This window comes from Streptomyces sp. NPDC014894 (assembly GCF_043080985.1).
Lineage (GTDB): Bacteria > Actinomycetota > Actinomycetes > Streptomycetales > Streptomycetaceae > Streptomyces.
In genome coordinates this window covers 654,363-680,947 of sequence record NZ_JBIBWD010000003.1, presented here as the reverse complement: position 1 = coordinate 680,947, position 26,585 = coordinate 654,363, and the positions used below count along the sequence as shown (strand labels likewise).

The following is a 26,585-nucleotide window of genomic DNA, read 5'->3' as shown; positions in this document are numbered from 1 at the left end:
GGCCGCGTACCCTGGCGCGGGGTCGATCCCCGAGTGGAACGCGCTGTGAGGAGAAGGTCCGTGCTCGTACTGTTGCCGCCGTCGGAGGGCAAGGCCGCTTCGGGACGCGGCGCGCCGCTGAAGCCCGAGTCGCTGTCGCTGCCCGGACTCGCGGCGGCGCGCGCGGCGGTGCTGGACGAGCTGGTCGAGCTGTGCGCCGCCGACGAGGAGAAGGCCCGGCGGACGCTCGGACTGAGCGAGGGGCTGCGCGGCGAGATCGCGAAGAACGTGGAGCTGCGCACGGCGGGGACCCGGCCGGCCGGGGAGATCTATACGGGTGTGCTGTACGACGCGCTGGGGCTCGCGAGCCTGGAGCCGGACGCCCGTCGCCGCGCGCGCTCGTCGCTGCTGGTGTTCTCGGGGCTGTGGGGCGCGGTCCGGGTGGGCGACCGGATTCCGTCGTACCGCTGCTCGATGGGCGTGCGGCTGCCGGGGCTGGGCGCGCTGGGCGCGCACTGGCGGAAGCCGATGGAGTCGGCGCTTCCGGAGGCCGCCGGGAGCGGTCTGGTGCTCGATCTGCGCTCGTCCGCCTATGCGGCGGCATGGAAGCCGGCGGGCGAGGTGGCCGAGCGCACGGCGACGGTGCGGGTGCTGCACTCGCAGACGGTCGACGGGGTGGAGAAGCGCTCGGTGGTGAGCCACTTCAACAAGGCGACCAAGGGCCGGATCGTCCGGGATCTGCTGATCTCGGGGGCCAAACCGAAGGGGCCGAAGGAGCTGGTGGAGGCGTTGCGGGAGCTGGGGTACGCGGTGGAGGCCGAGGCTCCGGCGCGGGCGGGGCGGCCGTGGGCGCTCGATGTCGTGGTGACCCAGATCCACTGAACGGGTCCCGGATCGCCGGGCCGGGCCCCGGGCCCGGGCCTGATTCCCCGGATCCGGAGTCCCTGGATCCGGAGTCCCTGGGGCCGGAGTTCCCGGGGCCGGGTCTCCCGGCCCGCCCCCGACGGGCCCGGCCCCCTGCGGGGCCCGGCGGCCTCCGCCCCACAGACACGCCCCCACCACCCCTCCCGTTGCAGGGTGCGCAACGTGCGTTGCGTATCGCGCGGGCCGCACGGCAGGATGAGCCCATGACCTCCGTGCTGGATCTCGCCCCCGTCGTCCCCGTCGTCGTCATCGAGGACGCGAAGGACGCCGTACCGCTCGCGCGCGCCCTCGTCGCGGGCGGGCTGCCCGCCATCGAGGTGACCCTGCGGACGCCCGCCGCCCTGGACGCCATCCGCGCCATCGCGGCCGAGGTGCCCGACGCGGTCGTCGGCGCGGGCACGGTGATCTCCGAGGCGAATGTGGAAGCGGCGGCGGAGGCCGGGGCCCGCTTCCTGGTGAGCCCGGGGTGGACGGACCGGCTGCTGGACGCCATGAAGACCTCGGGCCAGGCGATCCTGCCCGGCGTCTCCACCACCTCCGAGGTCGTCGCGCTGCTGGAGCGCGGGGTGAACGAGATGAAGTTCTTCCCGGCCGAGGCCGCGGGCGGCACCGCGTATCTGAAGTCCCTGTCGGGTCCGCTCCCGCAGGCCCGCTTCTGCCCCACCGGCGGCATCTCCCTCGCGTCCGCCCCCTCCTACCTGGCGCTTCCCAACGTCGGCTGCGTCGGCGGCACATGGATGCTCCCGGCGGACGCGCTCGCCGCGAAGGACTGGGCGCGGGTGGAGTCGCTGGCCGCCCAGGCCGCCGCGCTGCGGACGCGCTGACCCGAACGCCGAACGCCGAAACGCCGAACACCGGTCACCGCCTCGCGCGGCCGGCGCCGCTTGGCCCGCCCAGCAGAATCGATCATGCTGGGCGGATGCTGCTGCCGCCCGACCATGAGAAGACCGAGCGGATCGAGGTCGTACGCATCGCCGATCCGCGCCAGGCTCCGCGGACGGACGAGCTGGTCGGCGAGCGGATCGCGTCCTGGGACGCGGATCCGGCCCGGAAGGCCCTGGCCCTCGTCGCCGAGGCGCCCGCCGGCGACCGCGGCCGCTGCTTCACCCCCCGGTGGGGAATCCGCGCGCACTCGGCCGCCGGGCCGCTCTTCCGGATCTCCTTCCGCATCTCCTTCTGTTACGCGTGCGACGGCGCGCGGCTGTGGGGCCCGGCCGTCCCCGGCGAACTGGCGCGCGTCCACCCCTTCGACGCCCGCAGCGCGCCCGCGCGCGAGCTGCTGCGGCGTTTCGAGGCGGGGGCCGGCGGGGGTGCCGCGTGATACGCGTACCCCGGCGGGCGGCCCGGGTCGCGGTGGTGGACCCCGGCGGGTCCGTCTTCCTCTTCCGTTACGACAACGAGGAGGTCGGCGTCCACTGGGCGCTGCCCGGCGGCGGGTTGGAGCCGGGCGAGGACCCGTCCCGGGGCGCGGTGCGCGAGCTGCGCGAGGAGACGGGCTGGACCGATGTCGAGCCCGGTCCGGTGCTCTGCCGGTGGGAACACGACTTCACCCGGGCCGGGGTCCCGGTCCGGCAGCGCGAGGACGTCTTCCTGGCGTACGGCCCCCGGCGGGATCCCGTCGGGGACCTCGCCGAGGCGCACGCCGAGGACACGATCCTGCGCGGACGCTGGTGGTCGCCTCGGGAGCTGTCCGCCGCCACGGAGGCGGTGTGGCCTCCGGTCCTGGCGGAACTGCTCGACGCCGTACGGCGGGACGGCCCGCCCGAGGCCCCCGTCGACCTGGGCTTCGTACCGAACGAGACACCGCGGGACGGCTGAGGGCCGCCTGGGGACAGCCGGCTGAGATCCAGTGGGGGCCGAACGCCGCCCGGCCGTTCGCGAAGGGCCGGGCGGTCTCGGCGGTCAGCCCCGCAGGTGCGAGGTGTCGTTGAGCAGCCGTACGGACGCGTTGCCGTCGGAGTAGTACGCCACCGCCGACAGCGACGCCGCCGACAGCTCCATCCGGAACAGCGACTCCGGCGGCGCTCCGAGCGCGAGCCGCACCAGGGTCTTGATCGGGGTGACATGGGTGACGAGGAGGACGGTCCGGCCGGCGGAGCGGGCGGTGATCCGGTCCCGGGCCGCCGCCACCCGGCGGGCGACCGCGGCGAAGTTCTCGCCGCCGCCGGTCGGAGCGGCCTTCGTCGAGCCCAGCCAGGCGGCCAGATCGTCGGCGTACCGCTCCTGGACCTCCGCGAAGGTCAGGCCCTCCCAGGCCCCGAAGTCCGTCTCGCGCAGCCCGTCCTCGACGCGGACGTCGAGATTCAGCCGGGCGGCGACCGCTTCCGCCGTCTCGCGGCAGCGCTTGAGCGGGGAGCTGACGATCTCCTGGACGGTGCCGCGCGCGGCGAGGGCCGCCGCGACGGCCTCGGCCTGGCGGCGGCCGGCCGCGGAGAGCGACGGGTCGCCGCCCCCGCTGCCCGAGAAGCGCTTCTCGGGGGTGAGGGCGGTCTCGCCGTGCCTCAGGAGGACGAGCGTCGCGGGCGCGCCGAGGTCGGCGGCGAGCCCCCAGCCGACGGACGGAGCGGCGGCGGACGAGGCGGCGGCAGGCGGAGCGGCGACCGCCGTGGCGGTCCTGGCCGCTCCCCCGGGCTCCGCCGTGACGGTCCGGGCGGCTCCTCCGGACTCCGCCGTGGCGGTCCTGGCGGCTCCTCCGGACTCCGCCGTGACGGTCCCCGCGGCCGGTCCCGCCAGGGCGGCCCGGGCCTTCGCGGCTCCCGCCGTCGCGTCGCCGACGATCCGGGCGGCCGCCTCGTCACGGGCGGAGAACTCGGCCGTGGAGCGCGCGGGCTCCCACTGCCTGCCCTTCTTGCCCGCGTCCATCGCCTCGTTGGCGAGCCGGTCCGCGTGCTTGTTCTTCTCGCGCGGGATCCACTCATAGGTGACGGAGGAGGCCGGGTGGACCCGGGCCGCCTGCGCCGCCAGCGGCTTCATGTCCGGGTGCTTGATCTTCCAGCGCCCTGACATCTGCTCGACCACGAGCTTGGAGTCCATACGGACATGCACCGCGGCCTCCGGGTCGAGCGCGTGCGCGGCCTTCAATCCGGCGATCAGGCCCTTGTACTCGGCGACATTGTTCGTCGCGACGCCGATGTACTCGGCCGCCTCGGCGAGGGTCTCACCGCTGGCCGCGTCGATCACCACCGCGCCGTACCCCGCCGGGCCGGGATTTCCCCGGGAGCCGCCATCGGCCTCGACGACGAACTTCGGCATCAGATGCCGGACTCGGAGGTGCGGATGAGGATGCGGTGGCAGTTCTCACAGCGCAGCACGGTGTCGGGCGAGGCCGCGCGCACATCGTTCAGCTCGGTGATGTTCAGCTCCAGCCGGCAGCCCTCGCAGCGGCGCTGGAAGAGACGGGCCGCGCCGACGCCGCCCTGCTGGACGCGGAGCTTCTCGTACAGCTTGAGGAAGTCGGCGGGGATGACGGCCGCGACGGCCTCGCGGTCCTTGGTGACCGAGGCGGCCTCGGTGTCCAGCGCGAGCTGGGCCTCGTCGCGGCGGGCGACGGCGTCGTCCGTCTTGGCCTGGACGGCGGAGACGCGCTCGGTCAGTTCGGCGAGACGCTCCTGGACCGACTCACGGCGCTCCATCACGTCGAGGACGATGTCCTCCAGGTCGCCCTGGCGCTTGGCGAGGGAGACGATCTCGCGCTGGAGGCTCTCCAGGTCCTTGGGGGAGCTGACCGCGCCGGAGTCCAGGCGCTGCTGGTCGCGTACGGCGCGCTGGCGCACCTGGTCGACGTCCTGCTCGGCCTTGGTCTGCTCGCGGGCGGTGTCGCTCTCCTCGGTCTGCGCGGCGACCAGCAGATCGCGGAGCTGGGTGAGGTCCTTGGTGAGCGATTCGATCTCGGCGTGCTCGGGCAGCGACTTGCGCTTGTGGGCGAGCTGCGACAGGCGTACGTCGAGGGCCTGGACTTCGAGAAGTCGGATCTGGTCGGCGGGCGCGGCGTTCAGTTGGGGGCTCCAGGAGAAGAGAAACGGGATGACCAGGGATCGGTGACCGTGCGCGAGACATGGACCCGCAGGTTCCAGCCCTGCCGGTCGGAGATTTCGTCGAGCTGGGCGGCCGCCAGCTCGCACCAGGGCCACTCGGTGGCCCAGTGCGCGGCGTCCACCAGCCCGAGCGGGGAGTGCTGGGTGGCTTCGGAGACGGGGTGGTGGCGCAGATCGGCGGTGAGGAAGGCGTCCACGCCCGCGGCCCGTACGGCGTCGAAGAGGCTGTCGCCGGAGCCGCCGCTCACCGCGACCGTACGGACGAGGGCGTCCGGGTCGCCCGCGAGCCGGACGCCCTGCGCGGTGGCGGGCAGGCGCTTCGCCGCCCGTTCGGCGAACTCGGCGAGGGTCTCGGGGTGGTCCAGCTCACAGATCCGGCCGAGGCCCCGACGGCCGTTCGGATCGCTCGCGTCCGGGATCAGGGGGCGGACGATCCGGAGGTCGAGCGCGCCCGCGAGGGCGTCGGAGACCCCGGGGTCGGCGGTGTCCGCGTTGGTGTGGGCGACATGGAGGGCGATGTCGTTCTTGATCAGGGTGTGCACGACCCGGCCCTTGAAATGACCGGCCGCGACCGTCGTCGTACCGCGCAGATAGAGCGGGTGGTGGGTGACGATCAGCTGTGCGCCGAGCCGGATCGCCTCGTCGGCGATCTCCTGGACGGGGTCGACGGCGAAGAGCACCCGTCCGACCTCGGCGTCCGGATCGCCGCAGACGGTGCCGACGGCATCCCACCCCTCGGCCCGCTCGGGGGGCCACAGGGCGTCGAGGGCGTCGATGACTTCAGACAGACGGGGCACGCAAACAGGTTACCCGCGCCACGCGCGGCCGAGGTCCGGGCGGTGCCTCGGGGTTCGGTCGGGGTGGGGTCGGGGTGGGGTCGGGGTGGGGCCGGGGCGCGATGGGGGTGCGGCCGGGGTGCGGCCTCCGCCCGCCGACCGCTGCGCCGGCCGCTCGGTCCAGCACACCCGGCACCCCGCCCGGGGCGGAATCCCGCTCCGGACACCCTTATGTGTGAACAGCTCGGTCTTGTGTTGTTCGGCAGGAAGTACGAAATCTAGCTTCATCACCGGAGGTGACGGAACGATGACAGTGCGTGTCAGCGGGAGTGTTCCGGGGCGGGTTTCCGGTGGATCGGGGCCTGGGGGGCGGGTGTCCGGAGGGGCGGGCGTCGGGGGCTCGGGGTCCGGGGGGCCCGGGGCCGGGGTCGGGCCGGTGTCGGGCGGATCGGCGTCCGGCGGCGCGGCCTCCGGCGGATCGGGGTCGAGGTCGGGGTCGGGGTCGGGGTCGGGGTCCAGGGGCGGCGCGACCGGGTTCGCGGGCGGCGGCGGAGGCATCACCCTCACCGTGGACGGCACATACGCGGCCCGCCTCGCGGGCGAGGGAGAGTCGCTGTTCCCGGAGCGGTGGACGCTGGACGGCCCCGAGCCCTACGCCGTACCGCTGCCGCTCGCCCAGCCGGAGGAGCGCGGCACCGATGTGCGCCCGCTCACCGACGGACGGGTGCTGATCCGCAGACGGGCGGCCGGGCGTCATCTCTTCTCGCTGGTGTATCCGACGGACCCCGGTACGGGCGAGATCAGCCTCGGCGGGGTCGAGTCCGCCGAGCTGAGACTGCTGCCGCCGTCGCCCGACGGCACCCGCGCGTACGCCGTCGTGCCCGGGGAGCGGTCGTCGTCCGTCTGGCTGGTGGCCGGGGGCGCGTTCGGCCCCGAGCATGTGGCGGAGATCCCGGGGCACTGCTCCGGCGGGGTGTGGCTGGACCGTACGGGCCGGATGCTCGCGCTCGACCGCAGACACGCCCAGGGCCCGCTGAAGGCGGTGGCGGTGGATCTGGAACGGGGCGGCGAGGTGTCCCCGCTGCTCCAGATCTCCGAGACGAGCGACGACCGGCTGGTCCTGGCCGATCCCGACAGCGGACTGCTGCTGATCCGCTCGAACGCGCCGGGGCAGGAGTTGCTGGGGTGGGGGGTGCTGGGCAGCAGTCAGCCGGTCCGCTTCCCGGAGAGCCTGCGGCCGCCGGGGTGTTCGGTGACCCCGTTCGCGGTGCAGCCGGGGCAGACGCTGCTGCCGGAGAGCTGCGGGGTGGCGCTGTGGGTCGAGGGCGCGGCGGGGAGCCGGCTCGGCGTATGGCGTCCCTCGGGCCGTCGGCTGCACCAACTGGCCGCGCCCGTCGGCTGGATGGCCGGCGCGGGCACCTGGAGCGACACCGGGGTGCTCCGGCTGCCGTGCGTGCGGGAGGCGGGCGGCTGCGGAGTGGCGCGGCTGGACGCGGCGCGGGTGTTCGGTACGGAGGAGCCGCCACGGGAGGAACCGGAACCTCCGGTGGTGCCGGTCGTGTGCAGGCCCGTCCCGTTGCAGCAGGCTCCGCTCATGGGGCGGACGGGGCTTGGATAAACTCTGCGCCTTGCAAAGTTGTTCAGTTCACGCACTGGGGGAAGTTTTCGCATGTCTGATGCACGAACCGTCACGGCTGAGGGTCGTCCGCACGGGCTGGAGGAGTCGGAGGGGGAGAGGGCCGGGAAGCACCGGGGAGTCGCGGCGGCACGGGAGGACTCGGGGGCGGAGCCGCACGGCAAGCACCGTCGTCCGACGACCGATCCGGCCGGCTGACCGCTGATTCTCACCGGGCCCGTCAGCCTCAGGAGCCACGGCTCCGGGGGCGGACGGGCCCGGTTCTCTGTGGGCCCGGTTCTCTGAGGAGCCGGTGGTTTACGGGGGTGTGGTTTACGGGGGTGGTCCGGGGCGGTCACTCGCTCGCCGGGGCTCCGGTGTGCCGGCGGGGTCCGCTCAACGGTCGGCGGGGCCGGTTCCGCCCGGTTCGTGCCGGAGGCGGAGCACCTCGGCGGCGGCGAAGGTCTCCCCGGGCGGCGCGGACGCGTAGTGGGGTGTGAGGAGGGCGTCGAGTTCGTCGTAGGTGAAGGCCTCCTTCACGGTGTCGAAGCGGGCGGCGACCCTGGGGCGCTCGACGACGGCCACCAGACCGCCGTGGACGACGAAGAGCTGACCGTTGACGCGCGCGGCCGCGGGCGAGGCCAGATAGCCGACGAGGGGCGAGACGTGCTCCGGCGCGAGCGGATCGAGGGCTCCGTCCCGGGGCTCCTGGACACCGGCGAAGACGTCCTCGGTCATCCGGGTCCGGGCCCGGGGGCAGATCGCGTTCGCGGTGACGCCGTATCTCGCCAGCGCGAGGGCGGTGGAGGTGGTCAGACCGACGACTCCGCCCTTGGCCGCCGCGTAGTTCGGCTGCCCCGCCGACCCCGCGAGGAACGCCTCCGACGAGGTGTTCACGATCCGCCCGTAGACCGGCCCGCCGGTCGCCTTGGCACGTTCGCGCCAGTGCGCGGAGGCGAACCGGATGGTGTTGAAGTGACCCTTGAGGTGGACGCGTATCACCGAGTCCCACTCGTCCTCGCCCATCGAGAAGATCATCCGGTCGCGGAGGATGCCCGCGTTGTTGACCAGGACGTCCAGCTTGCCGAAGTGCGAGACGGCGAGGCGGACCAGTTCGCGAGCCTGCTCGTGGTCGGCGACGTCGCCGTGGTGGGCGATCGCCGCGCCCCCGGCGGCGCGGATCTCCTCGGCGACCTCCGCCGCCGGGGCCGCCGAGGAGCCGCCCGATCCGTCGCGCCCGGGAGCGCCGTAGTCGTTGACGACCACACTCGCGCCGAGCCGGGCCAGTTCGAGCGCCTCCGCCCGGCCGAGCCCGCGGCCCGCACCGGTGACGACGGCGGAGAGGCCGTCGAGTGGCTGCTGAGACATCCGAAATCCTTTCGGTGACAGGGGAGCTTCGGTGGGGTGGGGTGGGGGGTGCGTGTGGGGCTGCAGGTACGGGTGCGAGTGCGGGGTACAGGTGCGGGTGCGGGCGGGGGTACAGGTGCGGGCGCGCGTCGGGCGAGCGGTGCGGTCCGGGCGGGCGTCAGATCTCGATGCAGGTGCGCAGGGCCTCGCCCGTACGCATCTGCTCCACCGCGTCGTTGATCCGGGCGAGCGGCACCCGGTGGGTGATCATCGATTCCAGGTCGATGCGGCCCGCCCGCCAGAGCGCGATCGCCCGCTCGTAGGAGGTGAGCGCGTCCCCTCCCCCGTACATCGACGGCAGTATCCGCTTCTCGTCGAAGAACAGCTCGAACATGTTGAGCTGGAGGAAGTCGTCCATGGAGCCCGCGCCGACGACGCAGAGCGTGCCGCCGCGCCGGGTCGCCTCGTACGCGGTGCGCGCCGTGGCGGACTTGCCGACGACCTCGAAGACGTAGTCGAAGCCCTCGCCCGAGGTGATCCGCTGCCGCGCGTCGCCCAGTCCGTCGGGCGGGACCGCCTCGGTCGCGCCGAAGCGGAGGGCGGCCTCGCGCCGGGAGGCGATGGGGTCGACGGCGACGATCCGGGCCGCTCCCTTGAGCCGCGCGCCCTGGATCGCGGAGATGCCGACGCCGCCGCAGCCGATCACCGCGACCGAGGAACCGGCGGCCACATCGGCCGTGTTGATCGCCGCGCCGAGGCCGGTGGTGACCCCGCAGCCGATCAGCGCGGCGATGTCGAACGGCACGTCGTCCGGGATCGGGACCGCGCAGGAGGCGTCGACGACCACCTCCTCGGTGAAGGTGCCGGTGCCCGCGAAGCCGAAGATCTCGCCGCCGCCGGAGCGGGTGAAGTTGGGGGTGCCCGCGTTGAGGAAACCGGCCAGGCAGAGCTGGGACTGGCCACGCCGGCAGGAGGGGCACGTACCGCACGCCGGCAGCCAGCAGACCAGGATCCGGTCGCCCGCCTTGAGCTGGGTCACCCCGTCGCCGACGTCGAGGATCTCGCCCGCGCCCTCGTGGCCGGGGACGAACGGCGCGGGCTGCGGAAGCACCCCGTTCATGGCGGAGACGTCGGAATGGCAGAGTCCGGTGGCCCTGATCCGGACCCTGACCTTTCCCGGGCCGAAGCCCACGGCCTCCACGTCGTCCAGCACGTCGAGTTTCGTCTGCCCGGTCTCGTGCAGTACGGCTGCGCGCACGGTACGGCTCCCCTCTGATGGTTCCGGTCCTGGTTCCGGTCCTGGTTCCGGTCCTGGTTCCGGTCGTGATTCCGGTCGTGAGTCGGGCTGCGGTTCCGGTCGTGGCTCAGGTCGCGGTTCCCGTCCTGGTGTCAGCCGTGCTCGACGACGGTGTCGGCGAGCACGGGAGCGTCGTCGCGTTCGACGGCCGTGACCGTCGCGCGGACCCGGTTCGCCCCGGACCACATCCGGATGCGCAGGGTCTCGCCGGGGAACACCGTTCCGGCGAAGCGGGCGGTGTACGAGCGGACCCGGGCGGCGTCCCCGTCGAGCAGGGTGTCGACCACCGCCTTGAGGGTCATCCCGTACGAGCAGAGTCCGTGCAGGATGGGCCGGTCGAATCCGGCCAGGGCGGCGAACTCGGGGTCGGCGTGGAGCGGGTTGAGGTCGCCGGAGAGGCGGTAGAGCAGCGCCTGGTCCTCCCGTATCCGCTTCTCGACGGTCTTGTCCGGCGCGCCGACGGGCGGTTCGGCGCGGGCGGAGGGGCCGCGGTCGCCGCCGAAGCCGCCCTCGCCGCGGACGAAGATCTGGGAGTCGCTGGTCCACAGCGGCCCTTCGGCGTCGGACGCCTCGGTGCGCAGCACCAGGATCGCGGCGGTTCCCTTGTCGTACACGGCGGCGATCCGGGAGGTCGAGACGGCGGCTCCGCAGGCCGGGAGGGTGCGGTGCAGCAGGACGGTCTGGCCGCCGTGCAGGACGGACGCGAGGTCGATGTCGACGCCGGGGCCGAAGAGGCCGCCCGCGAGTCCGCGGCCCGCGCCGGCGACGGTGGCGAAGCTCGGCAGCACCTGGAGCCGGGATTCCAGGGTGTAGCGGAGTTCGGCGGGGTCGGTGGCGGGGACGCCTGCCCCGATGCCGAGGTGGTAGAGCTGGACGTCCCTGTGGTCCCAGCTGATCTCGGCGCTACGGGGGGCCGCGGCGACGGCCCTGGCGGGGTCGATGGGCATGTGGAGGCTGCTCCCTCGCTGGTCCGGGGGGTGTGCGCGTACTGTCCGCTGCTGGGTCCAGGCCCTTCGGTGTTCCGGTGTTCCGGTGTTCCGGTGTTCCGGTGTTCCGGTGTTCCGGTGTTGGTTCCGGTTGGGGTTCCGGTGCTGGTGGTTCCGGTTCGGCGGGGCCGAGGTTTCGGTACGTGCTCCGGCACTCCGGGCTCCGGGGCGGGGCCCGCCGGTGGAGCCGTATCCCGCCGGGGCCGTGCGGTGCGGTGCGGTGGTGCCTCGCGGTGCCGGGCAGTGGTGTGCGGTGCCCGCCGGGTACGGGTGCGGTGTGGCGGGTACGGAACCCCTGGATGCAGGGGTGCGGGGTACGGGGGTGCGCGCCGAGGTTCCGCGGGGAGACCTCGGCACGGCCGTCCGCACCGTCGGCCGCACCGAGGTCGTACGGGGGCCGGCCCCGCGCCCGCTCTAGAACGCGTTCTAGGATCGACCGGTCCTATGTATAACGCAGGGCCCGGTGGTTGTGAAGATGCCTGACGCCATGTCAGATAGGGGATCGGCGGCGGCCGGACCGGCTCCCGGGGCGGGTGATTCGGGACGGCTCGCGGAGGTCTCCCGGAGCGGGAGCCTGGGCGGCTCCCAGGACCAGGACATTTGTCACTGCCGAGTCCGTACATGCGCATCTGCCGTGCTACCGGGCCTCCTCCGTAGCGTTGCACCCATGACCAAGACCCCATCTGCGGCACCCGTCGTGAGCCTCGCCGGGGCGGCCAAGTCCTTCGGCGCCGTGCACGCCGTGGACGGCGTCGATCTCGCCGTCCGGCGCGGCGAGACGGTCGCCCTCCTCGGCCGTCACCGCGCCGGAAAATCCACCGCGATCGGCCTGACGCTCGGTCTGACCGCCCCCGACACCGGTGATGTCCGCCTCTTCGGCCACTCCCCCGCCCAAGCGGTGGCCCTGGGGCGGGTGGGCTTCATGCTCCAGGACGACCGGCCGGTCTCCCGGGCCACCGTCCGCGAGCAGATAGCCTTCGCCTCCCACACCTTCCCCCGCCCGCTCTCCGTCGCCGAGGCGCTGCGGCTGGCCCGGCTCACCGATCTCGCCGACCGGCGCGCCGATCTGCTCTCCGACGGTGAGCTGCGGCGGATGCGGCTCGCCGTCGCGCTGATAGGCGACCCCGAGCTGATCGTTCTGGACGAGCCCACCGCCGGGCTCGACGCGAAGGCGCGCACCGCCTTCTGGTCCGCCGTCCGGGGATACGCGGCCCGGGGCCACGCGGTGATGTTCTCCACCCACTATCTGGAGGAGGCCGATGACAACGCCGACCGGATCGTCGTGCTGGACCACGGCCGGATCGTCGCCGACGGCAGCGGCGAGGAGTTGAGGCGATCCGCCGGCGGCACCGTGGTCTCCGTCGATCTGGCCGGCCGGGGCAGCCATGGACTGATCGAGCTTCCGGGCGTGGTCTCCGTGGAGATACGCCGCGACCGGGCCCGGCTCGCCACCACCGACACCGACGCCACCGTCGTCGCCCTCGCCCGGATGAACGCGATACGGGGTCTGGAAGTCGCCACCGTCTCCCTCGAAGACGCCTTCCTCGCCCTGACCTCCCGGCTGGAGGCGACCTTGCTGGACGCCTCGCCGTCCCGGTGAGCGGGGCTGCCCGGGGAGTCCGGCCCTGGCCGTGCGCCTGGCCCCGCCGGTCTCGTACCGTCGGTCCGCGCGGACGGCACGGGACCGCCCGGGGGAAGAGCGGGGACCAGCGGATGTGGATGAACAGAAGAGGGTCGCGCCCCGACGAGCTGGGACCGCCCAGCGGCTTCGCGATGCTCCCCTGGCTTCTGCTCGGGACAGGGGCGCTGTCCAATCTGCTCCAGGGCGAGACGCCCCACCCCTGGATCGGCGGGATCGGGCTGCTGGTCTTCAACACCCTCTACGTCAATCTGGTCTTCCGCGCCTTCGACAAGACCGCGCGGGAAGCGCCGGCCACCCGCTGGCTGCTCCTCGCCCTGGCCGCCGTCGGCTTCGGGCTGGCGGGGCTGTACGGCGGCGCCTGGCTGCTCTTCTTCCCGCTGCTCGGGCTGGCGACGGGCACGGTGCTGCGCGGCCGTCAGGTGAAGGTGTGGATCGTCCTGCTGACGGTCGGGGCGAGCTGGATCGCGTTCATGCGGGAGGGCTGGGGCGCGGTCGGCATCGCCTATGGGACGTTCATCTCGGGGATGGTGTCCACGGCGATCCTGGCGCTCTCCGAAGCGGTGAACAAACTGCTGGAGACCCGGCAGGAGCTGGCCCGGATCGCCGTGGAGAAGGAGCGGCTGCGTTTCTCCCGCGATCTGCACGATCTGCTCGGGCACACCCTGTCGGTGATCGTGGTGAAGTCGGAGGTGGCCCGGCGGCTCGGCCCGAGGGATCTGGACGCGGCGCTGGCCGAGATCGCCGACATCGAGTCCGTCGGCCGGCAGGCGCTCACCGAGATCCGGGAGGCGGTGACCGGCTATCGGGAGGGCACCCTCACCACCGAGCTGGACCGGGCGCGGCTGGCGCTGACCGCGTCCGGGATCGATCCGGTCGTCCATCAGTCGGGGGCGCCGCTGGCCCCGCAGACGGCCGCCCTGCTGGGGTGGGTGGTCCGGGAGGCGGTGACCAACGCGGTCCGGCACAGCGGTGCCACGACCTGTGAGATCACCGTGCGCGGCACGGCGGACCGGGCCCGGGTCTCCGTCGTCGACGACGGCGTCGGAATCCCGGCCGGGCGGCGGCAGGAGAGCTGGTCGCACGGGGATCTCCTGTCCCAGGCCGGCCTGGTCTCCCGGGCGGACGGCACCGGGCTGCGGGGTCTTTCCGAGCGGATAGCCGCAGCGGGCGGCTCGCTGGAGGCCGGCCCGCTCGGCCGCGGCGGCTTCCGAGTCAGCGCGGAACTCCCCATGGACGACCCGGCGGTCCGTCGCACGGAGGCGGGTGACGCCTGGTACGCGGAACCAGGGCCGGAGACGAAGGGGCAGACGACGGAGGGGCCGGAGATGGAGGGGCCGGAGACGGAGGGGCCCGCGGGCCCGGCGGGGAAGAAGTCGTACGGCGAATCGGATGACGAGTCGGGATCGGGGGCGGGGCGGGATGAATCGGCGGATCCCGGCGGAGGGACGGCCACGAACACGGACGGGGCGCCGCACACTCGCGGAGCCGCCGGCGGCTGACGGCGGACAGCGGTCCGCGAGGCGGAGCGCGGGCGGACCGCCCCGGGGGCTGCGCGCGGGAGACGGTGCGCGAATGGGCGGCGCGGGGGACGGGGTGCGGGCGGGCGGCGATGCGCGGATAGGCGGCGCGGGGGACGGGGTGCGGGCGGGTGGACCGGGGCGTAGGTCGGGTGGAAGGCGGGACTCCGGGGGCGGGTCGGCGGGGTCGGCGGCGGGGCGCCCGTTCGGCCCGCTGCCCCGGGCCCGGGCCCCCGGGCGGGCCTACGATGACGCCGTGGAAGAGATGCCCCGGGACCACCGGCCCGCCAAGTCCGTACGCCTGTTGCTCGCCGAGGACCAGGGCATGCTGCGGGGAGCGCTGGCGATGCTCCTCGGGATGGAGGCCGATATGGAGGTCGTCGCCCAGGTGGGCCGGGGCGACGAGATCACCCCCAAGGCGCTGGAGGTACGGCCCGATGTGGCCCTGCTGGACATCGAACTGCCGGGGCGCAGCGGGCTGGACGCGGCGGCCGAGCTGCGGGACGAGGTTCCGGAGTGCCGGGTGCTGATTCTGACGACCTTCGGCCGGCCGGGGTATCTGCGGCGGGCGATGGAGGCCGGGGCGGTGGGTTTTCTGGTCAAGGACGGGCCGGTGGAGGAGTTGGCGCGGGCGATCCGCCGGGTGCTGACGGGGGAGACCGTGATCGATCCGGCGCTCGCCGCCGCCGCGCTGAGCGCAGGGCCCAGCCCGCTGACGATGCGGGAGCGGGACGCGCTGAACGCGGCGGTGGACGGGGCGACGGTGGCGGACATCGCGGGGGCGCTGCATCTGTCGGAGTCGACCGTGCGGAATTACCTCTCGTCCGCGATCGGGAAGACGGGCACCCGCAATCGGATGGAGGCGGTGCGGGCGGCGCGTCGTCAGGGCTGGCTCTAGGGCCGGCCGGTCCAGGGTCCCCGGGCCGGGTGGGCCAGGGCCGCCGGTCCAGGATCCCTGGGCGGGGTGTCATGGCAGCTCGACGCCGGGGCCGGGAGTCATGGCTGCTCGCGGCGGGGCAGCCAAAGTAGACAAAGCACCGCGCAGGTGAAGAGCAGTCCCGCGCCGACCCGGAAGGCGAGGGCGTAGCCGGCGGCCAGATCTGCGGGGGCGGTGCTGCCGTCGGTGCGGGAGGCGGCGACGGTGGAGAGGACGGCGAGGCCCAGTGCGCCGCCCATGGTCCGGGAGGTGTTGATCATTCCGGAGACCAGGCCCACGTCGCCGGGCTCGGCGCCGGCGGTGGCGAGGGAGGCGAGCGGGGTGGCGGCGAGGCCGATGCCCATCATCATCAGGATGCCGGGCCCGAGGATCATGGTGAAGAAGGAGCCGTCGGCGGTCATCAGGGACTGCCAGGCGAAGCCGGTCGCGGCGATCAGCGCTCCGGCGGCGGCGATGTTCACGGCTCCGGCGCGGGCCATCAGCCGGGGGGCGAGTTTGGAGCCGACGATCACGCTGACAGAGCTGGGGACGAGCGCCAGTCCGGCTTCGAGCGGGGTGTAGCCGAGCACGTTCTGGGCGTAGACCGTCATGAAGAACCACATGGCGAAGGAGGCCGAGCCGCAGAGCATCATCGTCACATTGCCCGCGGTGACGGCTCGTGAGCGGAAGAGTTTCAGCGGCATGAGCGGGGTCGTCGTCCGGGCCTCGACGAGGACGAAGAGGCCGAGCAGGGCGAAGCCGCCGAGCAGGGGCAGCAGGGTGGCGGCGGCGGTCCAGCCGGACTCCTCGGTCTGGACGATGCCGTAGGCGACGGCGCCCAGGCCCGCCGTGACCAGGATCGCGCCGGGGAGGTCCAGTCGGCGGCCCGAGCCGGCCCGGCTCTCGGTGAGCCAGATCGCCGCGCCGATCAGCACCAGTGCGCCCACCGGCACATTGATCAGCAGAACCCAGCGCCAGGAGAGGAGATCGGTGAGAAGTCCGCCCACGAATCCGCCGGCCGCGCCGCCCGCGGCGCCCACGGCCGACCAGGTGCCGATCGCCCGGGTGCGGGCGGGTCCCGGCGGGACGGCGGCGGTCACGATGGTGAGGGTCGCCGGGGCGAGCACGGCCGCGCCCAGGCCCTGCACGGCGCGGGCGGCGAGCAGTTGCCAGCCCTCCTGCGCGAGACCGCCCGCGAGGGAGGCGGCGGTGAAGAGTCCGAGCCCGAAGAGGAAGGTCCGCTTGCGGCCGAAGAGGTCGGCGGCCCGCCCGCCGAAGAGCATGAATCCGGCGAACGCGATGGAGTAGGCGTTGAGCACCCATTGGAGCCCGGTGGTGGAGAGCCCGAGGTCGGCGCGCATCGAGGGGAGCGCCACATTGACGACGGAGACATCGAGGACGACGAGGAACTGCCCGGCGCTGGCGGCGAGGATCACCAGCCAGGCACGGGCGGGGCGGGCGGCGGAAGGGGGTATTCGGCTCTGCTGGGCATCTGCGGGGGCTTGGACCATGACTGTCATGGTCTCAGCCGTGTTCCGGTCCGTACATCCGGTTATACGGTCGGCTCGGTGTGCGGCTCCGGGCCCGCCGGCCTGGTGCGGGCCGGTGCGCGCCGCCGGGGCCGGGGGTGCGCTGGGGCGGGCCGGGGGCGCGCGGGGCGGGGTTCTAGACCGCGCGGAGCAGGGTGACGACGGCGGCTCCGCCGAGGCCGATATTGTGGGCGAGGCCGGTCCTGGCCCCGGCCGCCTGGCGGGGGCCGGCCTCTCCGCGCAGCTGCCAGACCAGTTCCGCGATCTGGGCGAGTCCGGTCGCGCCGAGCGGATGGCCCTTGGAGATCAGCCCGCCGGAGGGGTTGACGACCCATCGTCCGCCGTAGGTCGTCGCGCCGCTCTCCACCAGCTTCCCGGACGCGCCCTCGGCGCACATGCCGAGCGCCTCGTAGGTGAGGAGTTCGTTGATCGAGAAGCAGTCGTGGAGTTCGATGACGTCGACGTCCTCGATGCCGAGGCCCGAGGACTCGTACACGGCGAGCGCGGCCGCCCGGGACATCGGCCGCCCCACGACGTCGACGCAGGAGCCGGAGGAGAAGGACGCGCCGGTGTCGGTCGTCATCGTCTGCGCGGCGATCTCCACCGCGCGGCCGCGCAGTCCGCGCTCGGCGACGAAGCGCTCCGAGACGACGACGGCGGCCGCCGCTCCGTCGGAGGTGGGCGAGCACTGGAGTCTGGTCAGGGGCGCGTGGACGGTCTTGGCGGCGAGGATCTCCTCGACGGTGTGGACGTCCCGGAACTGGGCGCGCGGATTGAGCGCCGAGTGCCGGTGGTTCTTGGCGGCGACGGCCGCGAGCTGCGCCTCCGTGGTGCCGTGGCGGTCCATGTGCTCGCGGGCCGCGTTGCCGAAGATCTGCGCGGTGGGCGGGGTGGCCGCGAAGCCGTGGGCCGCCGCCATCACCCCGTAGTGGCGGCCGACGGGCGAGCCCTTGAGGTCGCCGCCGCCCGCGCCGCCGCCGAGCGCGCCCTTGCGCATCTTCTCGAAGCCGAGGGCGAGTACGCAGTCGCTGAGGCCGCCCTCGACGAACTGGCGGGCCAGCATCAGCGCGGTGGCGCCGGTGGCGCAGTTGTTGTCGACGTTGTAGATGGGCACACCGGTCAGCCCCAGTTCGTAGACGGCGCGCTGGCCGGCGGTGGAGGGCTGGAAGCAGTGGCCGACGGGGACCTGTTCGACGTCCTCGTAGGAGATCCCGGCGTCGGCCAGGGCCTCGGAGCCCGCGTCGGCGGCCATCTCCCAGTACGGCCGGTCCCGGGATTCGGGCTTCTCGAACGGGGTCATGCCGACGCCGACGACATAGCTCTTCACCATGGTGTGCTCTCTCTCCTGGGATCGCTGGGACTGTTGGGAGTGCTGGGGCCGCCCGGTCCCCGCAGCGCGCGGACACGGCGCGCGTCATGGACACCGCGACGAGGAGGGTGGGGAGCACCAGGGCCCCGGCCCCGGCCCCGGCCCCGGCCCCGGCCCCGGCTCCGGCTCCGGCTCCGGCTCCGGGGAGCCTCAGTCGCGGGGAAGGCCGAGGAGACGTTCGGCGACGACGTTGAACCGGACCTGGGTAGTGCCGCCCGCGATGGCCGGACAGCGGGACATGAGCAGCCCGTGGACGGCCCGCTCCCCCGCCCCCGTACTCCCCGGCAGACGTACCCCGAGGAGTCCCTGCCGGACGGTCGCGTCCCAGTGGGCGGGTCTGCCGGTCGTGCCGGAGCGACCGTCGGGCAGGGCGCGGACCTCGTCGAGCGGCACGGTGCGCGCCGGCCGTCGTCGGACGGACGCGGCCGGCTCCCTCTGTTCGTGCGTGAACGCGATGCCCATGCGCGGCAGAGTAGAACACGTTTCAATCTGACGGTAGGTCAGCTACCGGGGTTTCCCGGGCGCCGATCCGGCGGCGGCGGGCGGGCGGTCGCCCGGGGAGCGGCACAGGCGGCCCGTAGGCTCGTTCCCATGGATGCGTTCTTACCGTTCCTGATCGTGGTCGGCGGCTTCGCCGTGGTGTTGTTCCTCTTCGCCAGGCTGGCGGCGCGCATTCGGCGGCGCGGTCTCGCGGGCGGGGCCATGAGCGCCGCCCTGGCCTCGTACGAGGAGGCGTTCCGTGCCACCTCCCATGAGTCGTATGTCGAGATCCGGGCCCAGACGGAGCGCAAGGCCCCGGTCCTCTCGCCGGACGGTCACCGGGGGCGCGGCCCCGGCGCGACAGGCCGGGCGGGCGCGGCGGACGCCCGGCGGCGCGGACCGCATCGGCCGGGGCGGCCGCGCGCCCGCCGTTCCCGCCGCCTCCTCGGCCGCTGGACCGGTCGCCCGAGGTCCGGTCGCTGAGCCATGGGCGGGGCGTCGGGAGGCGATCGGGAGCGGTGCCCGCGAGGCCGTGGGGAGCGGCGTCCGCCGAGGCCGGGCGGAGACCGCCCGCGAGGTTCAGCCGGAGGAGGCCCCCGGGGGCCCCTCCCCGTGCGCCGAGAGCCGGCGCGGGCCGGCGCCCGCCTCGCCCAGCTCGTCCCCGGGATTGAGCACGCCGCAGCGCTGGAGGGAGAGGCAGCCGCAGCCGATGCACCCGGTGATCTCCCGTTGCAGCTCCTCGATCTCCCGCCGCCGGACTTCGAGAAGACCGGCCCAGCGCCGCGAGATGCGCTCCCAGTCCCGTTTGGCGGGCATCCGGCCGTCCGGCAGGGGCCGGAACACCTCCAGGACCTCGGAGAGGGGGATGCCCATCCGTTTGGCCGCCAGGATCAGCGAGATGCGCCGCAGCACATGGCGGGGGTAGCGGCGCTGATTGCCCGGGGTGCGCTCGGAGGCGATCAGCCCCCGCTCCTCGTAGAAGCGGACGGCGGAGGTGGCGATTCCCGCCCGGAGGGCGACCTCGCCGACGGTGAGCAGATCCGTCGGAGCCTTCACTGCCGGCCGCCTTTACTTCAAGTCCACTTGAAGTAACAGCGTAACCGGACCCGGGCCGCCGCCGGGCGGGGGCGGGTACGGCACGATGGACGACCGGGCGGCGCGGACCGTGAAGGACCGCCGCTGACCAGCCCGTACGCCCCCGCACCGCCGCCCCGCCCCGTACACCCCGCCGCCCCGCCCGCACGCACGGACCGTCCCGTACACCCCGCCGCCCCGTACACCCCGCACGCCCGCGCATCCGTACCCGCGGCCGTACGCACCCACCCGAGGAGCCCCCGCCATGCCCGAAACCGCCCCTGGCACCGCCCCCGACACCGCGCCCACGCCGGCGATCCTCGCCGCCTTCGAGAGCGCCAAGGGGTTCATGCCCCGGGTCGAGGGGCTCGCGCTCCACGCCGCCGCCGTGGAGGCGGGGGCGCTCGGGCTGCCGCTGCTGGAGGTGGGCACGTACTGCGGGCGGTCGACGATCCTGCTCGCCGACGCGGCGCGGGCCGCCGGGACGACCGCGATCACCGTCGACCACCACCGGGGCAGCGAGGAGCAGCAGGAGGGGTGGGAGTACCACGACCCGTCGGTCGTGGACCCGGAGGTCGGCCGGATGGACACCCTGCCGACCTTCCGCCGCACCCTGCACCGCGCGGGCCTGGAGGACCACGTCGTCGCGATCGTCGGCCGCTCCCCGCAGGTCGCCCGGGTCTGGAGCACCCCGCTCGGGCTGGTCTTCATCGACGGCGGGCACACCGACGAGCACGCCACGGCGGACTACGAGGGATGGGCGCCGCTGCTGGCCGACGGAGGACTGCTGGTGATCCACGACGTCTTCCCGGACCCGGCCGACGGCGGGCAGGCCCCGTACCGCGTCTATCGGCGGGCGCTCGGCTCCGGCGCGTTCACCGAGGTCTCCGCGACCGACTCGCTGCGGGTGCTCCGGCGCACCGGACCGGGCGTCTGACCCGGCCATCACCTACCATCGCGCAGGTGTCGTACGACGAGATGGACCGCCCCCGGCGCCGGAGGCCCGGCGCGCCCGCCATCGCCGCAGCCGTACTCGTGCCGGCCGCGGCACTGGCCGGGTGGCTGGCCATGGAGTCGGTGAACGGGGCGCCGGAGAGCGGCCCGCCGCCCGCGACGAAGACCGCCGGCGAAACCCCCGGGGAGAAGCCCGGAGGGAAGCCCGGCGAGAAGCCCCGGGAGAAGCCGGGAGAGAGTTCCGACGACGGGAAGCCGGGCGGCCGGGAACCGCTGAAGGGCCGGACGGTCGTCGTCGACCCGGGCCACAACCCGGGCAACTTCCGGCACACGGACGAGATCAACGCGCCCGTGGACATCGGGACCAACCGGAAGCCCTGCGACGCGACGGGCACCTCGACCGACGACGGCTACACCGAGGCCGCGTTCACCCGCGACGTCTCCCACCGGCTGCGCGCCCTGCTGGAGGAGCAGGGCGCGCGGGTCGTGTTCACCCACGACGGGGAGCGGCCCTTCGGCCCCTGTGTGGACGAGCGCGCCCGGATCGGCAACGCGGCCCGCGCGGACGCGGTCGTCTCCGTCCACGCGGACGGCTCGGCCAGGGGCCATCGCGGCTTCCATCTGATCCTGCCCGGACCGGTCCGCGCGGGCGCGGCGGACACCGGAAGGATCGTGGGGCCCTCGCGCGAGCTGGGCGAGCGGATCGCCGGGGCCTTCGGCCGCGCGACCGGCACCGATCCGTCCAATTACGCGGGCGGCGGCACCGGGCTGGATGTGCGCACCGATCTCGGCGGGCTCAATCTGTCCACCGTGCCGAAGGTGTTCATCGAGTGCGGCAACATGCGCGACCCCGCCGACGCGGCGCTGCTGACCAGCGCCGGGTGGCGGCAGCGGGCCGCGCAGGGGATCGCGGACGGGCTCCGCGCCCATCTGACCGCACGGCCGGGGCCGCCCCCGGCCGCCTCCCCGGAGCCCGATGTCTCCTGACACCCTGCAGACGGCCGGAACGGGCAGACGATAGCCTCATCCCCACGAACGGGGAGCCCACCCCCAGCTCCGCGCCACGCACACCGCCGCGGGCGGCAGCGAAGACCGCCCCGATGAGACGACCCAAGAAGGACTTTTTACGTGAACATCCGCTCCCTCACACGAGGTGATGGCGTGGTGATCGGAGCAGCGGTCCTGCTGTTCATCGCCTCGTTCCTGGATACGATCGACTGCTCCGGCGCCCTCTGCGGGGATGTGCCCAACGCCTGGGACAACGGTTCCCTGCTTCTCGGCGTCTATCTGGCCGGCATCATCAGCGCGGCCCTGATCGTCCTCTCCCATCTGCTGCCCCGGCCGCCGAAGGTGATCGGCATCGAGCTGGGCCACCTCGGCATCGCGCTGGCGGTCTTCACCGCCTGGTCGGCGCTGGGCGCCATCTTCGACCCGGCGGGCTCGTTCAACGGCGAGCTGGACCCGGACGCGGGCACCGGTCTGATCCTCGGCTTCATCGGGGCTCTCGTGCTGGCGGCGGGCGCGGTCTGCTCGCAGCTGGTGCCCGCCCTCAAGGCCCCGCTGCTCGGCGCGCCGCGTCCGGCGTCGCCGCAGCCGTACGGCGGCCAGCCGCAGAGCGGCTACGGCTACCCGGGCGCGCAGCAGCAGCAGCCGTACGGCGGTCAGCAGCCGGGCCAGTCCCAGCCCTCCTACGGCGGCCAGCCGGCCCAGCCCGGACCGGCCGCCGCGGCGCAGCCGGCCCCGGCGGCCGATTTCGCGCCGTTCTGGTTCGCGGTGCCGGTGGCCCGTCCGCTGTACGGCGAGGACGGCTCGCCCAGCCCGATCGCCGAACTCGCGCCGGGCACCTGGTATCTCGCGGTCGAGCAGCGCGGCTCGGGCCTGATCGCCCAGACGCAGGACGGCCGGCGCGGAGTGCTCCAGGACACCTCGGGCATTCAGCGCGGCTGACGCGCGCCGCACCACCGTACGAAGGGGCCGCCGGACGTTCCGGCGGCCCCTTCGCGTCGCCCGCCCGAGGGGACGGCGATCTCTCCGTGCCGCCCGCGCGAGAGGGACGGCGACCTCTCCGTACCGCACGCGCGAGAGGTACGGCGACCTCTTCGCGTCGCCCGCGCACAACAGCGCCGGCCCCTCGCACCGCCCGCCCACAGCCGCGCCGCTCCCCCGCACCGCCCGCCCACAGCGGCGGGCGACCCCCTCGGTCAGCGGAGGTTCTCCCCCCAACCCCCCTGGATCATGGTCTGGAACGCCCACGCGCCGTCGCGCTTGATCAGGACGTCGGCGTAGTGCATCCGCTGGGACCGTCCGCCGGCCGTCATGACCGAGTCGCTGAAGACGATCACCATGGCGGAGGAGAGGAAGACGGGGGTGCGGGTGGACTCGAAGGCGATGTCCTCGTCGCCCCCGCCCATCACCTGGGTCATCGTGGCGATGTACTGCTCACGGTCCCACTGGGCCGAGGCGCCGTTGCCCTCGGCGTCGTCGCTGACCAGGTTGAGGGGGAAGACGGCGACATCGGCCATGCGCTCGATCTCGCGCCGGCCGCTGTAGGAGTCGAAGGCGGCGAACCAGGCGTCGATCTCGGCCAGCTCTTCGGCGGTGGGGATGTGACCGGCGTCGGGCAGCGGGGTCATACGGTGTCTCCCATTCGGAACGATCATGCTCGGATGCTCGGGAACCGTATCCCCGATCTCCCGTCTAGTCAAACTTGATTACCTAGAGATTCCCTCTCCGGGCTCTTCCCGGCCCGGAGTCGCCGCCCTAATCTGACGGATCGTCACCTATGGAGCGGAGGGCGGCCATGGGGCTGCGACTGGGACTGGCGCTCGGCTACTGGGGCCGGAGCCCCGCCCCGGGCCGGCTCGAACTCGCCCTGGAGGCCGAACGCCTCGGATACGACTCCGTCTGGACCGCCGAGGCCTGGGGCTCCGACGCCTTCACCCCGCTCACCTGGATCGCCGCGCACACCTCCCGGATCAGGCTCGGCACCGCCGTGGCGCAGATGGCCGCCCGCACCCCGACCGCGACCGCGATGCACGCGCTCACCCTGGACCACCTCTCCGGCGGCCGGATGATGCTCGGCCTGGGACTGTCCGGCCCCCAGGTGGTGGAGGGCTGGTACGGCCGACCGTTCCCCGCCTCCCCGCTCACCGCGAGCCGGGAGTACGTGGAGGTCATCCGCCAGGTCCTGCGCCGCGAGGGGCCCGTCGAACTGGACGGCCGCTTCCACCCCCACCCCTATCGCGGCCCCGACGCCACCGGACTCGGCCTGCCCCTCCGGCCGATCACCCACCCGCTGCGCGCGACGCTCCCGCTGCTCCTCGGCGCGGAGGGCCCCAAGAACATCGCCCAGACGGTGCGGATCGCCGACGGCTGGCTGCCGCTGCACTGGTCACCGGCGCGGACCGGCGCGTACGACGAGGCGCTCACCGATGTGCCCGACGGGTTCATGATCGCGCCGCTGGTGCACGCCCGGGTCTGCGACGACGTCGCGGAGGGGCTGACCCCGGTCAAGACGGCGCTCGGCTTCTACATCGGAGGCATGGGACACCGGACCCGGAACTTCCACGCCGAGCTGATGGCGCGGATGGGGTACGGATCCGCCGCGCGGCGGATCCAGCGGCTGTTCGCCGAGGGGCGCCGGCCCGAGGCCGTGCGCGCTGTTCCCGACGCCTTCGCCGACGAGATCTCGCTGATCGGACCGAGGGAGCGGATCGCCGAACGGCTCGACGCGTGGCGGTCCGGACCCGTCACGGATCTGCTGCTGACCTCGCCGGACGCCCGGACGCTGCGCACCCTGGCGGAGCTGGTGCTGTGAAAGCCCGCCCCGGCGGGTTTCCCCGGGGCGACAGCGGTAACCCGAGGAGACATGAGTCCTCGTCATCGCAACGGAACGCACCAGGCCGCGACGGTCGTCGCGGTCGTCGCGGACGTGATGGCCGCGATCATCGTCCTGTGGATCCTGATGTATCTGCTGGACGCCAACCGGGGCAACGAGCTGGTCGGTTTCGTCCAGGACAGCGCCCGGTTCCTGGCGGGCTGGTCCCACGACCTGTTCACCTTCGACGCGGCCTGGGCGCGGGTCGTCGCCGGATACGGGCTGGCGGCCGTGGTCTATCTCTTCGTCGGGCACGCCGTGGCGGGACGCCTGCGCGGCCGCTGACGGACCGGCCGGCCGAGACGGACCCGTCGGCGGACCCGACCCGGCCCGGACACGCCCCGGACCCGGCCCGCCCCGGACACGACCCACCGCCGGACCCGGCCCGCCGCCGGACCCTCGCCGAGCCCGAAACGAAGACCGGAGCCGTCAGAACGCGCAGCAGTCGGGGGCGGAGCCGCGCGGCAGCCGTTCCCCGCCGAAGACCGCGGTGGTCGCCTCGTCCCCCCCGAGCGCGGCCACCGCCAGCAGCAGCGAGCCGGCCGTCCAGGCGGTGCGCTCCTCGGGCCAGATCGCCCGCTCGCCCTCGAAGACGTACCCCGTCCAGTACATGCCGTCGGGGGCCCGCAGATGGGCGATGGACTGGAGGATCTCCAGGGCGCGGTCCGACTCCCCCATCACCCAGAGCGCCAGGGCCAGTTCACAGCTCTCGCCGCCGGTCACCCAGGGGTTCGGCAGCACACAGCGCACCCCGAGGCCCGGGACGACGAAGTCCTCCCAACGCTCCTCGATCCGCGCCTTGGCCCCGGGTCCCGTGACCGCGCCGCCGAGGACCGGGTAGTACCAGTCCATCGAGTAGCGGTCCTTGTCCAGGAAGCGCTCCGGATGGCTCTGTATCGCGTGGGCGAGCGCGCCCGCCGCCGCCTCCCACGCGGGCCGGGGCTCCTCGCGCTCGTCCGCGATGGCGAGCGCGCAGCGCAGCGCGTGGTGGATGGAGGAGCTGCCGGTGAGCAGGGCGTCGGCGACCGGGGCGCCGTCGGCCTCGCGCTTCCAGCCGATCTGGCCGCCGGGCTGCTGGAGCCGCAGGGTGAACTCGACCGCCGCGCAGACCGCCGGCCACATGCGGTCGAGGAAGGCCTCGTCGCCGGTGGCGAGGTAGTGGTGCCAGACGCCGACGGCGACATAGGCGCAGAAGTTGCTCTCCCGGCTCCGGCCGGTGGGCCGGCCGGCGTCTCCGTCGGCGTAGGCGGCGTACCAGGAGCCGTCCTCGTTCTGGTGGCGCAGCAGCCAGGCGTACGCGCGGGCCGCGGCCTCGTCCTCGCCCGCGGCGTCCAGCGCCATGGCGGCCTCGATGTGGTCCCACGGGTCGAGGTGGTGGCCGCGGAACCAGGGGATGGCGCCGTCCTCGCGCTGGACGGCGAGGATGCCCGCGACGGTCTCGGCGGCCTCCTCTGCGGTGAGCACCCCGGGGAGGATGAGGTGCTCGGTGGGGGGATTGCTCACGCGCGGGCCCCGGTCGCGGCGGCGGCGGAATCGGCCGAGGGGAGCTGGGGCTTGGTGGCGTAGGCGACGAAGCTCTTGCCGATCAGCGGGTTGAGCGCCCGCTCGGCGAGCCGGGTGGCCAGTGGCTTCTTCATGATGTCCCAGACCAGGAGCCGGTGGTACGCCTTGACCGGCAGCGCCTTGTCGTTGTCGACGCCGAGGGCGCATTTGAGCCACCAGTAGGGGCTGTGCAGGGCGTGGGCGTGGTGGGTGCCGTAGGGGACGAGTCCGGCTTCCTCGATCCTGGCGAGGAGTTCGTCGGCCCGGTAGATGCGGATATGGCCGCCCTCGACCTCGTGGTAGGCGTCGCTGAGGGTCCAGCAGACCTTCTCGGGGCCGTAGCGGGGGACGGTGACGGCGATCCGGCCGCCGGGCTTGAGCACCCGCACCATCTCGGCGAGGACGCCCTTGTCGTCGGGGATGTGCTCCATGACCTCGGAGATGATCACGACGTCGAAGGACTCGTCGGGGAAGGGGAGGTTGAGGGCGTCGCCCTCCATGGCGGTGGCGGTCGCGCCCTCGGGGGCCTCGCCCGCCTCCTTCATCGCCGCGAACCAGGTGGCGACCTCGCGGATCTCCTCGGCGTTGCGGTCGAGGGCCACGACCCGGGCGCCGCGCCGGTAGCACTCGAAGGCGTGGCGTCCCGCGCCGCAGCCCAGATCGAGGACGCGGTCGCCCGCGGCGAGCGGGAAGCGGGAGAAGTCGACGGTCAGCACAGGTTCCCGCT

The 26,585-nt window shown here is 73.8% G+C and carries 28 protein-coding genes; 15 read left to right on the top strand and 13 right to left on the bottom strand.

Going from position 1 to position 26,585, the window contains the following annotated elements; all coding sequences use genetic code 11:
- Positions 1 to 60: 60 nt before the first annotated feature.
- From yaaA to ACF089_RS10850, 4 genes are all read left to right on the top strand, one after another.
- Positions 61 to 861, top strand: coding sequence for a peroxide stress protein YaaA (yaaA, locus tag ACF089_RS10865; protein ID WP_392024687.1), 801 nt, complete (start codon positions 61 to 63; stop codon positions 859 to 861).
- A gap of 245 nt (positions 862 to 1,106) precedes the next feature.
- On the top strand, positions 1,107 to 1,727 hold the full coding sequence (gene eda / locus ACF089_RS10860; protein ID WP_392024684.1) for a bifunctional 4-hydroxy-2-oxoglutarate aldolase/2-dehydro-3-deoxy-phosphogluconate aldolase: 621 nt from the start codon (positions 1,107 to 1,109) through the stop codon (positions 1,725 to 1,727).
- Between the two features lie 95 nt (positions 1,728 to 1,822).
- Positions 1,823 to 2,224: a hypothetical protein gene (locus ACF089_RS10855; protein ID WP_392024681.1), complete on the top strand. Its 402-nt coding sequence runs from the start codon at positions 1,823 to 1,825 to the stop codon at positions 2,222 to 2,224.
- Positions 2,221 to 2,721, top strand: a complete 501-nt coding sequence (locus tag ACF089_RS10850) for an NUDIX hydrolase (RefSeq protein WP_392024679.1) — start codon at positions 2,221 to 2,223, stop codon at positions 2,719 to 2,721. Before ACF089_RS10855 ends, ACF089_RS10850 begins: the two co-directional genes overlap by 4 nt.
- 84 nt (positions 2,722 to 2,805) lie before the next feature.
- Here ACF089_RS10850 and ACF089_RS10845 read toward each other — a convergent pair whose 3' ends face one another.
- Genes ACF089_RS10845 through ACF089_RS10835 form a run of 3 tightly spaced genes read right to left on the bottom strand, consistent with a single transcriptional unit; the run spans position 2,806 to position 5,734 of the window.
- A complete protein-coding gene (locus ACF089_RS10845; RefSeq protein WP_392024676.1) occupies positions 2,806 to 4,155 on the bottom strand; it encodes a bifunctional RNase H/acid phosphatase in 1,350 nt (449 codons plus the stop codon).
- The gene (locus tag ACF089_RS10840) at positions 4,155 to 4,898 is read right to left on the bottom strand and encodes a zinc ribbon domain-containing protein (protein ID WP_392024798.1); all 744 of its coding nucleotides are present in this window, start codon (positions 4,896 to 4,898) and stop codon (positions 4,155 to 4,157) included. Before ACF089_RS10840 ends, ACF089_RS10845 begins: the two co-directional genes overlap by 1 nt.
- Positions 4,895 to 5,734: a Nif3-like dinuclear metal center hexameric protein gene (locus ACF089_RS10835; protein WP_392024672.1), complete on the bottom strand. Its 840-nt coding sequence runs from the start codon at positions 5,732 to 5,734 to the stop codon at positions 4,895 to 4,897. Before ACF089_RS10835 ends, ACF089_RS10840 begins: the two co-directional genes overlap by 4 nt.
- Positions 5,735 to 6,281: 547 nt before the next feature.
- Here ACF089_RS10835 and ACF089_RS10830 point away from each other — a divergent pair.
- On the top strand, positions 6,282 to 7,331 hold the full coding sequence (locus ACF089_RS10830) for a hypothetical protein (protein ID WP_392024670.1): 1,050 nt from the start codon (positions 6,282 to 6,284) through the stop codon (positions 7,329 to 7,331).
- Between the two features lie 51 nt (positions 7,332 to 7,382).
- Positions 7,383 to 7,547: a hypothetical protein gene (locus ACF089_RS10825; protein ID WP_392024667.1), complete on the top strand. Its 165-nt coding sequence runs from the start codon at positions 7,383 to 7,385 to the stop codon at positions 7,545 to 7,547.
- A gap of 177 nt (positions 7,548 to 7,724) precedes the next feature.
- On the opposite strand, the gene ACF089_RS10820 is transcribed toward ACF089_RS10825, so the two are convergent.
- From ACF089_RS10820 to ACF089_RS10810, 3 genes are all read right to left on the bottom strand, one after another.
- A complete protein-coding gene (locus tag ACF089_RS10820) occupies positions 7,725 to 8,696 on the bottom strand; it encodes a 3-oxoacyl-ACP reductase (protein ID WP_392024663.1) in 972 nt (323 codons plus the stop codon).
- A 157-nt stretch (positions 8,697 to 8,853) separates the two neighbouring features.
- A complete protein-coding gene (locus tag ACF089_RS10815; RefSeq protein ID WP_392024660.1) occupies positions 8,854 to 9,933 on the bottom strand; it encodes a Zn-dependent alcohol dehydrogenase in 1,080 nt (359 codons plus the stop codon).
- A 131-nt stretch (positions 9,934 to 10,064) separates the two neighbouring features.
- The gene (locus ACF089_RS10810) at positions 10,065 to 10,919 is read right to left on the bottom strand and encodes a MaoC/PaaZ C-terminal domain-containing protein (RefSeq protein WP_392024657.1); all 855 of its coding nucleotides are present in this window, start codon (positions 10,917 to 10,919) and stop codon (positions 10,065 to 10,067) included.
- A gap of 706 nt (positions 10,920 to 11,625) precedes the next feature.
- Between ACF089_RS10810 and ACF089_RS10805 the strand changes: the two genes are divergently transcribed.
- The 3 genes from ACF089_RS10805 (at position 11,626) to ACF089_RS10795 (ending at position 15,015) form a co-directional block, all read left to right on the top strand.
- On the top strand, positions 11,626 to 12,558 hold the full coding sequence (locus ACF089_RS10805) for an ATP-binding cassette domain-containing protein (protein WP_392024654.1): 933 nt from the start codon (positions 11,626 to 11,628) through the stop codon (positions 12,556 to 12,558).
- A 119-nt stretch (positions 12,559 to 12,677) separates the two neighbouring features.
- Positions 12,678 to 14,099, top strand: coding sequence for a sensor histidine kinase (locus tag ACF089_RS10800; protein WP_392024651.1), 1,422 nt, complete (start codon positions 12,678 to 12,680; stop codon positions 14,097 to 14,099).
- 283 nt (positions 14,100 to 14,382) lie between these two features.
- Entirely contained in the window at positions 14,383 to 15,015 is a 633-nt protein-coding gene (locus ACF089_RS10795; RefSeq protein WP_392024796.1) for a response regulator, read from the top strand.
- A 98-nt stretch (positions 15,016 to 15,113) separates the two neighbouring features.
- Here the strand turns inward: ACF089_RS10795 and ACF089_RS10790 are convergent, their stop codons facing one another.
- From ACF089_RS10790 to ACF089_RS10780, 3 genes are all read right to left on the bottom strand, one after another.
- Entirely contained in the window at positions 15,114 to 16,553 is a 1,440-nt protein-coding gene (locus ACF089_RS10790; RefSeq protein ID WP_392024648.1) for an MFS transporter, read from the bottom strand.
- A 145-nt stretch (positions 16,554 to 16,698) separates the two neighbouring features.
- Positions 16,699 to 17,889: a beta-ketoacyl synthase N-terminal-like domain-containing protein gene (locus tag ACF089_RS10785; protein ID WP_392024793.1), complete on the bottom strand. Its 1,191-nt coding sequence runs from the start codon at positions 17,887 to 17,889 to the stop codon at positions 16,699 to 16,701.
- A 192-nt stretch (positions 17,890 to 18,081) separates the two neighbouring features.
- Positions 18,082 to 18,393, bottom strand: coding sequence for a hypothetical protein (locus tag ACF089_RS10780; RefSeq protein ID WP_392024804.1), 312 nt, complete (start codon positions 18,391 to 18,393; stop codon positions 18,082 to 18,084).
- A 129-nt stretch (positions 18,394 to 18,522) separates the two neighbouring features.
- Here ACF089_RS10780 and ACF089_RS10775 point away from each other — a divergent pair, with 129 nt between their 5' ends.
- Positions 18,523 to 18,894 carry a hypothetical protein gene (locus ACF089_RS10775; protein ID WP_392024645.1) on the top strand — a complete coding sequence of 124 codons (372 nt, stop codon included), beginning with the start codon at positions 18,523 to 18,525 and terminating at the stop codon, positions 18,892 to 18,894.
- A 96-nt stretch (positions 18,895 to 18,990) separates the two neighbouring features.
- Here the strand turns inward: ACF089_RS10775 and soxR are convergent, their stop codons facing one another.
- Complete coding sequence (gene soxR / locus ACF089_RS10770; protein WP_392024642.1) at positions 18,991 to 19,467, bottom strand: redox-sensitive transcriptional activator SoxR; 477 nt, start codon at positions 19,465 to 19,467, stop codon at positions 18,991 to 18,993.
- A gap of 283 nt (positions 19,468 to 19,750) precedes the next feature.
- Between soxR and ACF089_RS10765 the strand changes: the two genes are divergently transcribed.
- The 3 genes from ACF089_RS10765 to ACF089_RS10755 all read left to right on the top strand — a co-directional run bounded on the left by ACF089_RS10765 (position 19,751) and on the right by ACF089_RS10755 (position 22,386).
- Positions 19,751 to 20,422 (top strand): class I SAM-dependent methyltransferase, encoded by a 672-nt coding sequence (locus ACF089_RS10765; protein WP_392024639.1) that lies wholly within the window; start codon positions 19,751 to 19,753, stop codon positions 20,420 to 20,422.
- 26 nt (positions 20,423 to 20,448) lie between these two features.
- Complete coding sequence (locus ACF089_RS10760; protein WP_392024636.1) at positions 20,449 to 21,426, top strand: N-acetylmuramoyl-L-alanine amidase; 978 nt, start codon at positions 20,449 to 20,451, stop codon at positions 21,424 to 21,426.
- 141 nt (positions 21,427 to 21,567) lie between these two features.
- Positions 21,568 to 22,386, top strand: a complete 819-nt coding sequence (locus tag ACF089_RS10755) for a hypothetical protein (protein ID WP_392024633.1) — start codon at positions 21,568 to 21,570, stop codon at positions 22,384 to 22,386.
- Between the two features lie 254 nt (positions 22,387 to 22,640).
- Here the strand turns inward: ACF089_RS10755 and ACF089_RS10750 are convergent, their stop codons facing one another.
- Positions 22,641 to 23,072, bottom strand: coding sequence for a nuclear transport factor 2 family protein (locus ACF089_RS10750; RefSeq protein WP_392024630.1), 432 nt, complete (start codon positions 23,070 to 23,072; stop codon positions 22,641 to 22,643).
- A gap of 173 nt (positions 23,073 to 23,245) precedes the next feature.
- On the opposite strand from ACF089_RS10750, the gene ACF089_RS10745 reads away from it, so the two are divergent.
- Together ACF089_RS10745 and ACF089_RS10740 are read left to right on the top strand one after the other, a co-directional pair.
- On the top strand, positions 23,246 to 24,256 hold the full coding sequence (locus tag ACF089_RS10745) for an LLM class F420-dependent oxidoreductase (RefSeq protein ID WP_392024790.1): 1,011 nt from the start codon (positions 23,246 to 23,248) through the stop codon (positions 24,254 to 24,256).
- 51 nt (positions 24,257 to 24,307) lie between these two features.
- A complete protein-coding gene (locus ACF089_RS10740; RefSeq protein ID WP_392024627.1) occupies positions 24,308 to 24,601 on the top strand; it encodes a hypothetical protein in 294 nt (97 codons plus the stop codon).
- A 144-nt stretch (positions 24,602 to 24,745) separates the two neighbouring features.
- Here the strand turns inward: ACF089_RS10740 and ACF089_RS10735 are convergent, their stop codons facing one another.
- Together ACF089_RS10735 and ACF089_RS10730 are read right to left on the bottom strand one after the other, a co-directional pair.
- A complete protein-coding gene (locus tag ACF089_RS10735) occupies positions 24,746 to 25,819 on the bottom strand; it encodes a prenyltransferase (RefSeq protein WP_392024624.1) in 1,074 nt (357 codons plus the stop codon).
- Positions 25,816 to 26,574 carry a methyltransferase domain-containing protein gene (locus ACF089_RS10730; protein ID WP_392024621.1) on the bottom strand — a complete coding sequence of 253 codons (759 nt, stop codon included), beginning with the start codon at positions 26,572 to 26,574 and terminating at the stop codon, positions 25,816 to 25,818. Before ACF089_RS10730 ends, ACF089_RS10735 begins: the two co-directional genes overlap by 4 nt.
- Positions 26,575 to 26,585 lie beyond the last annotated feature (11 nt).

What these genes read in the sequence shown, in the direction of transcription:
- eda (WP_392024684.1), top strand. Translation starts at nt 1,107, where the DNA reads ATGACCTCCGTGCTGGATCTCGCCCCCGTCGTCCCCGTCGTCGTCATC.
- ACF089_RS10855 (WP_392024681.1), top strand. Translation starts at nt 1,823, where the DNA reads ATGCTGCTGCCGCCCGACCATGAGAAGACCGAGCGGATCGAGGTCGTA.
- ACF089_RS10845 (WP_392024676.1), bottom strand. Translation starts at nt 4,155, where the DNA reads ATGCCGAAGTTCGTCGTCGAGGCCGATGGCGGCTCCCGGGGAAATCCC.
- ACF089_RS10825 (WP_392024667.1), top strand. Translation starts at nt 7,383, where the DNA reads ATGTCTGATGCACGAACCGTCACGGCTGAGGGTCGTCCGCACGGGCTG.
- ACF089_RS10820 (WP_392024663.1), bottom strand. Translation starts at nt 8,696, where the DNA reads ATGTCTCAGCAGCCACTCGACGGCCTCTCCGCCGTCGTCACCGGTGCG.
- ACF089_RS10810 (WP_392024657.1), bottom strand. Translation starts at nt 10,919, where the DNA reads ATGCCCATCGACCCCGCCAGGGCCGTCGCCGCGGCCCCCCGTAGCGCC.
- ACF089_RS10805 (WP_392024654.1), top strand. Translation starts at nt 11,626, where the DNA reads ATGACCAAGACCCCATCTGCGGCACCCGTCGTGAGCCTCGCCGGGGCG.
- ACF089_RS10800 (WP_392024651.1), top strand. Translation starts at nt 12,678, where the DNA reads ATGAACAGAAGAGGGTCGCGCCCCGACGAGCTGGGACCGCCCAGCGGC.
- ACF089_RS10795 (WP_392024796.1), top strand. Translation starts at nt 14,383, where the DNA reads ATGCCCCGGGACCACCGGCCCGCCAAGTCCGTACGCCTGTTGCTCGCC.
- ACF089_RS10790 (WP_392024648.1), bottom strand. Translation starts at nt 16,553, where the DNA reads ATGACAGTCATGGTCCAAGCCCCCGCAGATGCCCAGCAGAGCCGAATA.
- ACF089_RS10780 (WP_392024804.1), bottom strand. Translation starts at nt 18,393, where the DNA reads ATGGGCATCGCGTTCACGCACGAACAGAGGGAGCCGGCCGCGTCCGTC.
- ACF089_RS10775 (WP_392024645.1), top strand. Translation starts at nt 18,523, where the DNA reads ATGGATGCGTTCTTACCGTTCCTGATCGTGGTCGGCGGCTTCGCCGTG.
- ACF089_RS10765 (WP_392024639.1), top strand. Translation starts at nt 19,751, where the DNA reads ATGCCCGAAACCGCCCCTGGCACCGCCCCCGACACCGCGCCCACGCCG.
- ACF089_RS10750 (WP_392024630.1), bottom strand. Translation starts at nt 23,072, where the DNA reads ATGACCCCGCTGCCCGACGCCGGTCACATCCCCACCGCCGAAGAGCTG.
- ACF089_RS10740 (WP_392024627.1), top strand. Translation starts at nt 24,308, where the DNA reads ATGAGTCCTCGTCATCGCAACGGAACGCACCAGGCCGCGACGGTCGTC.